The organism is Stenotrophomonas sp. P5_A8 (assembly GCF_056400545.1).
Window position 1 is genome coordinate 1 of the sequence record NZ_JBFULB010000205.1, and the last position, 7,076, is coordinate 7,076.

Below are 7,076 nucleotides of genomic sequence, written 5' to 3' on the forward strand. Positions count from 1 at the left end.
GCTCTACCGGGCGCGGCATGAAAAAAGGGGTAGCCCGGCTGGGCCACCCCTTCGTATCCGTCTGCTTGGTCGACTGGAATAGTTGGTCCAACCGCCACCCTTGAAGGATAAAGGTCCTCGATCTGACACACTGCACGTCCATGCCGTAAGTTGGTCCAGCTCGACCATCTACCAGCGACTCTGGCGTGCAAGGCGATGGAATGGTTAGTCCAACAGGCAGTCCTTTACCGGTACCGGACTCGAGCCAATCATCCTCAGACCGAGACTCTGTGTTGATCCAGGGCTTCCAAACCTTCCTTTTTTGCCCCAGCGAGACGCTCGACAACTGGTCCCCGAGATCGCCACCTTCTTTGGCGAAGTTGCTCCGCATTAGCTCGGAAGGGAGCTGCTTGGTCGGCGATCACTCGCCCTTCGTCACGATCTACTGGGATATCCAGAGCACTTCAGTCCGCGTGTCCGTCCGGGCGGGGGTCGCCACGGGCTACTCCCCCTTCCGTCAAGGGGGCTGGGTTCTACCCCAGATATCACGGACGGTTGTAAGAGAAGGGCTGCAACATTCTGATCTTGCCTGGTCACTCYTCGTCGCACCCTTGGATTATGGCGTTGCTCGATGTAGCCAAACACATCCGCTCGTGCTGCACCCAACGTCAGGTAGCTGGTTCTATAGATCCGCTCACGCTCGAACCGCGCCAAAAAGCCTACGCAGGCAGCTTTGTCGCCGCAATGACCCGCCGCACTCATTAAACAGATCAAGCTGCTGCCCGACAGATGGCCCCAGCAGTCACCGCTCCTGAGCAGACTGCCGCTGGCGTGGCCCCACCCGCCGCATGTCCATACTGGCTTCCAGAATCGCAGATGCCGGATCGGCAACTTCGCGTCCATTCATCTGTCCAAGACAGGTTTCTTCTACCCAAGCAACGCGCGCGCGTTCAACAGTCACCGGTGAATGCAGGAGCACACAATTCCCCGCAACACCCGCACAAAAATGCCTCCCTAAGTGGCATTGCCTTATCATTCGGCAGCGTATATCTTCGGATCCTTGGGTTGTCACAGGCGTTCAACCCTTGACATCGATATTCGGACCCCAGTGACTTAAGTGCCACAAGGAGAAGGTTGGACCGATGGTACGTTATGCTTTGCCCGATACCGGGCTCGACGTCGCGCAGGTGCGCGAGCGCTTGACGCATGTACAGCAAGGCGACTGGGATGTAAGGGACGGCCGATTGCCGTTGCACTGCTACTTCGCCAGCCGAACAGTAGATGAGATTTCACGGACCGCGTTCGCTCAGTTCGCTGATTCCAATGCGCTTGCCCCCGCAGCGTTTCCAAGCTGCCAGCGTATGGAAAACGACGTAGTCGGGATGGTGCTGGGCCTGCTCAACGCCCCTTCTGGAGCTTCCGGGAGCATTACATCGGGCGGAACCGAGAGCATTATCCTTGCCCTGAAAGCCGCGCGTGACGAAGCGGCTGCGCGCAGCAGCTCTGGGCAGCCGAATATCGTCATTCCGGAATCCGCGCATCCCGCCTTCGATAAAGGTGCGCAGCTTCTCGGAATAACCGTGACGCGCACCCCAGTTGGAGCAGATCTACGCAGCGACGTATCCGCAATGGAATCGGCCATCACGCCCGACACCATTCTCATCGCCGGCTCGGCTCCTTCATTGCCATTTGGACTCATTGATAGGATCGACGAACTAAGCGAACTCGCACAGCGGCGGCGTGTATGGCTACATGTCGATGCCTGCGTGGGTGGTTTGCTTTCACCCTTTGTACGTGAACTTGGATACGACCTGCCTGCCTTCGATTTCGACCTGCCTGGTGTACGTTCGCTTTCTGCAGATCTGCACAAATTTGGCTATTCGGCCAAAGGCGCTTCGTTGATTCTATATCGGAGCTTGGACGACCAGCGCTTCCAGTTCAATCATTTCGCCCATTGGCCCAAGGGCGAGTACTTCACCCCAACACTAAGCGGCACGCGCTCCGGCGGGCCGATCGCATCGGCCTGGGCCGTCATGCACCATTTGGGCAGGCAGGGCTACCTTGGTATCACCGCAGCACTGATGGATCTGCGTGATCGCCACCTGCAAAGACTGGCCTCAATCAGGGGCCTGGCCGTCATCGCACCCCCACACCTCACCATCATCGCTACAGCCTCGGACGAACTTGATGCCTTTGACATCGCCAGGAGGATGAGCGACCGCGGGTGGTACATGAGTCTGGTCGCGCGGCCACGGGCTATTCATCAGACCGTCAACCTGGTTCACGCTGCCCGGCTTGACGAGTACTTCCGCGATCTCCGGCTGGCAGTCGAGGAAGTACGCGCCCAACCGCCGGCTCAACGACATTCTGCCAAGGACCAGCTGGTGTTGACATATTGAGCGCCCGCAGGGAACGCCAGCACGCGATGTACGCACGCATGAAACACGGATGCCTGGAAGGGCCAGCAAGCAGGGATGAGCTTGGATGAATACTAGGGATGGGTTGCTGCGCGGGCTCAGCAAGCAGCGGATGGAACAGCTGCTCGCCTTGGCCAGGACCAAAACGCCGGCACCAAGTGTGCTTCTCTCAGCTCCCATCGAGAGTATTCCGCGCAACGGCGATCTGCCCGCGTCTTTTGCCCAGCGCCGATTATGGCTCATCAACCAGCTGGATCGCGGCGCCACCCACTACAACATGCGCGTTGCGCTTCAACTGCGGGGACCGCTGAATGTCACCGAGCTCACGTCCGCGCTCGACGCGCTGTTCGAGCGACATGAATCACTGCGCTCTGTGTTCGTGGAGCGGCAGGGTGAGCCGCGCGTGCACTTGCTTGCCACCTCGCAGGGTCTGCCGCTGATCTTTGACGACCTGCGCACACAGAGCGATCCCGATGCGGCGCTGGCGATGATCCAGCACACCGAAGCCACAACGCCATTCGATCTGGCGGAAGGTCCGCTGATCAGGTCGCGGCTGATCCAGGTGCAGGATGAATCCTACCTGCTGATCCTCTCCCAACACCACATCATTTCCGATGGCTGGTCGCTCGGAATCCTTGCACAGGAGCTCTGCGAGCTCTACGCAGCCAAGCTGCAGCGTCGAGAGCCACTCCTTTCGACGCTATCCATCCAGTACCCGGATTTCGCAGCGTGGCAACACAAGGAACTGACGCGGGAGCGCCTGGACGGCCACCTCGAATACTGGCGCAGCCAACTTGAAGGGATTCCCCAGCTTCTGTCCCTGCCCACCGATCGGCCTCGATCAACACTTCAATCCACGGTCGGCGCGTCCGTGCCGATTTCCATCGACGCGGCGCTCACCGCCCGCCTGAAGGCACTGGCGCTCACGCACAACACTTCATTGCATGTCGTACTGCTGGCTGCGTGGAGCATCGTGCTCTGCCGCCTCTCCGGCCAGGACGACATCATCATCGGCAGCCCGTCGGCCAATCGTGACCGTATTGAGATCGAGCCACTCACAGGCTTCTTCGTCAACATGCTCGCCCTGCGCATCAAACTCGATGGCAAGCCAACGATCGCGGAACTGCTCGCCCGCATCCGGGACACCTCGCTGCAGGCACAGGCGCACCAATCCGTTCCATTTGACCTTGTTGTCGAGACGCTGAAGCCGGCACGCAGGCGTGATGCCAGCCCGATCTTCCAGGTTCTGTTCACTCTCCAGAACACGCGCGAACCTGTCATCACCCTTCCTCACGTGAGCGTCCAGCTCCTTCCGCAGCCATCGAACCAGGTCAAGTTCGATCTTGAGCTCACCCTCGGCGAACAGGGACATCTCATCGAAGGCAGCCTCAATTACGCCACCGCGCTCTATGACGCAGCCACCATGCAGCGACACCGCGCCTACCTGCAGGAAACACTGCAGTCGATGGTCGGGTCTGCATCACTTCCGGCACTGCAGATGCGAATGTTGCCGTGCGAGGAACATGAAATCGTGACTTCACGCTTCAGCGCCAGCGGTTCCAGCCAGATGCCTTCCCGGTTGGCCCATGAAGCATTCGAGGACCAGGTCCATCTCAACGGCGCCGCGATTGCAGTTGAATGCGATGGACAGGCGCTTACATATGACGAACTGAACATACGCGCCAATCGCATTGCACACCTGTTGCGGGGCGCCGGCATTGCCCCCGACCAGCGTGTGGCCCTCTTCATGCCGCGCTGCATCGAGATGTTGGCTGCCCTGTTGGGCGTGCTCAAGGCGGGGGCCGCGTACGTGCCCATTGACCCGGTGTTGCCGGCGAAACGACTGGCCTATCTGTTGAGCGACAGTGAGCCCCAATGCGTACTTGCACATTCCTCGGTCCGTTCGCTGCTGCCGGACAGCGGACTGCAGGTTCTGGAGCTGGACAAGGACGCAGAGCTGGCCGCGCAGCCTTCCAGCAACATTCCTCGTGCTGACAGTGGCCTGACCGACCGGCATCTGGCTTACGTGATCTATACCTCCGGGTCTACCGGCCAGCCAAAGGGGGTGATGGTCGAGCATCGAGGCCTCTCCTGCTACCTGCAGTGGGCATTGCAGGAATACCGGTGCAGGGCCCCGATGGTTTCACTGGTCTCCTCGCCGATCACATTCGACGCGACAATCACCAGCCTCTACCTTCCGCTGCTGAGCGGTGGCCGTGCACTGTTGTTGGGGGAAAGCGGCAGCCAGGACGAATTGGCAACTATCCTCAGCGCCCCTGATCACATCGACCTCGTCAAGATCACCCCATCGCATCTCCACCTGCTGGGCGAGCGCCTGCGGCGCGAGAGACAGTTGATCCACGTCGGCTGCTTCGTGGTCGGCGGCGAGGCACTCCCCGTGCAGACCGTGGCGCTGTGGCGCGAACTGGCGCCGCGTACTCGTATTGTCAACGAGTACGGACCGACAGAAGCCGTGGTCGGTTGCACCACCTTCGATGCCAGCGCCGACTTCGATCCCGCCGCGAGTCTGGTCCCGATCGGTCGCCCGGTCACCAATGCCCGCATCTATATCGTCGACCAGCACCTCCAGCCGGTACCGATCGGGATGACTGGCGAGCTGCTGATCGGTGGCCCGCAGGTCGCACGCGGGTATCTCAACCAACCGGAGTTGAGCCAAGCGCGCTTCATCGACAACCCCTTCGATTTGTCAGCAGGAAAGGTCTACAGAACCGGGGACATGGGCCGCTGGCGGATCGATGGCAGCATCGAGTACCTGGGACGTAACGATTTCCAGGTGAAGTTGCGCGGCTTCCGGATCGAGCTTGCGGAAATCGAGGGGCAGTTGGCCCGTGTGGAGGGGGTGCAGGACGTTGCGGTCATTGCGCGCGCCGATGGCGCAGACGACATGGAGCTGGTGGCCTATGTGGTTCCCAGGCGCAACGCCCAGCTCTCGGCACTGCTGCTTCGCCACGAGCTCGCCCAGGTGCTGCCCGGGTACATGCTGCCGAGCGCATTCGTACTGCTGCCAACGCTGCCGCTTACCGCCAACGGAAAGCTGGACCGCGATGCGCTGCCAGTGCCCGATCGGCAGGCACGTGCAGTGCGTACCTACGAGGCGCCACGGGGTGAGGTGGAGGAACTCGTAGCGCGGATATGGGCAGGGCTACTGTCGGTGGAACGCGTGGGTCGGCACGACCATTTCTTCGAGCTCGGCGGGCACTCGCTGATGGCGGCAAGAATGCTTGGCCGGCTGCAGGATGAGCTTGACCTGCCACTGGACCTGGCGACCGTATTCGATCACCCGACATTGGCTGACTTTGCAGAAAGCATCCTGATGGGCATCTACGCTCGACTGGGACCTTCCGGGGAGATCGAGGCATTGATCGCAGACATTACTGAGCGGGAAACCAAGTGAAGACCATCGTCAGGAAATCGGCAGTGACGCCAGAGGCGTTTGTCAGTGACCACCTGCAGTCCGGCGAGCCAGTCATCGTGACCGATGCGATGCATGGCTGGCCAGCTCTCATGCGCTGGGGACCGGATTATCTCAAGCAGAAATGCGGTGATATGGAAGTACAGGTCTACGATGATCTTTTTGCGCTGCAGAACATCGAAACGCTGTCAGACTACTTGGACAACAACTTCGGCAAGTCGGCCAGCATTCTGTCCAACGAGTATGTCCGTGCCTACGTGCGCTTCAAGGATGTCGATTTCACCTGGGCAGATACTCTCTTCGAGGTCCTGGCCGAGGATTGGGATCACCCGGCGTTCTTCCCGTGTGATGGCTTCGTTCTGCCATGCGTGCCCAAAGGTGGCCATCGTTCACCCGTCACCGGTCTTTTCCCCTACAAGGGGCTGTTCATCAGTGGTCGCGGCGGGCGCACGCGCTTACACCGCGACCCGTTCGGCACCGATGCGGTGCTGTGCCAGTTTTACGGTGAGAAGCGCCTGACCTTCTATGCGCCGAGCCATGCCGACAAGCTCATGGATGCTCAAGGTTATGTCGACCCGCAGGCCGTTGATCCGCATCGCTTCCCCGACTTTAACCTGATCGAGCCCACCTTTGAGGACGTGCTCCGTCCTGGCGAGATCCTGTTCATTCCGGGCTCCTGGTTCCATGACGTCACTTCGATATCCGATTCGATCTCGGTGACTTGGAACTTTGTCCACGAAGAACATGCCGAGCCGTACCGGCGCGAAGTCGCCAATCCGCACAACAACTTCGATCGGGACATGCTCGCCTATCTGGGCGGCCTCGCCTAGAACTTCTTTTGTAGCGCCCGAATTTCGCATTCTGCAATCTCACATGGACGGGAAATCCAGATGTCAATTACCGAAAAGCTCAGGAASCTGACGCTCTCCGAACTGGCCGAGCTGCGTAACCGAGGGGCCGACAAGCCGATCCGCCTTCCCGCCATTGCACCGCTGGAGCGGGAAGCCGGTGCGCTGAGCGTTTTATCGTATGCGCAGCAACGTCTATGGCTGCTTGCGCAGATGCAGGGAGCCAGCGCCGCCTACACGATCCCATTGGCACTGGCGCTGCGCGGTCACCTGGATGTTGCCGCGCTGCGCAAGGCGCTGGACGCATTGGTGGTACGCCACGAATCCCTGCGCACGTCGCTGGTCGTTGTCGACGGCACGCCGAAGCAGCGCATCGAGCCAGCCGAGGCTGGGTTCCCG

General features: G+C 60.3%; 4 protein-coding genes and 1 pseudogene. 4 read left to right on the forward strand and 1 reads right to left on the reverse strand.

What is annotated here, in order from left to right; all coding sequences use genetic code 11:
- Nucleotides 1-516: 516 nt before the first annotated feature.
- Nucleotides 517-804, reverse strand: a pseudogene (locus AC1DQP_RS14015) (IS3 family transposase); the annotation flags it as partial.
- Nucleotides 805-1,121: 317 nt separating this feature from the next.
- Here AC1DQP_RS14015 and AC1DQP_RS14020 point away from each other — a divergent pair.
- The 4 genes from AC1DQP_RS14020 to AC1DQP_RS14035 all read left to right on the forward strand — a co-directional run.
- Nucleotides 1,122-2,378, forward strand: coding sequence for a pyridoxal phosphate-dependent decarboxylase family protein (locus tag AC1DQP_RS14020; protein ID WP_478051831.1), 1,257 nt, complete (start codon nt 1,122-1,124; stop codon nt 2,376-2,378).
- A 130-nt stretch (nt 2,379-2,508) separates the two neighbouring features.
- Complete coding sequence (locus AC1DQP_RS14025) at nt 2,509-5,811, forward strand: non-ribosomal peptide synthetase (RefSeq protein WP_478051832.1); 3,303 nt, start codon at nt 2,509-2,511, stop codon at nt 5,809-5,811.
- On the forward strand, nt 5,808-6,659 hold the full coding sequence (locus AC1DQP_RS14030; protein WP_457319678.1) for a cupin-like domain-containing protein: 852 nt from the start codon (nt 5,808-5,810) through the stop codon (nt 6,657-6,659). The genes AC1DQP_RS14025 and AC1DQP_RS14030 overlap by 4 nt, the downstream gene beginning before the upstream one ends.
- 60 nt (nt 6,660-6,719) lie before the next feature.
- Nucleotides 6,720-7,076: condensation domain-containing protein (locus tag AC1DQP_RS14035; RefSeq protein ID WP_478051833.1), on the forward strand; the 357-nt coding region annotated here is incomplete at its 3' end.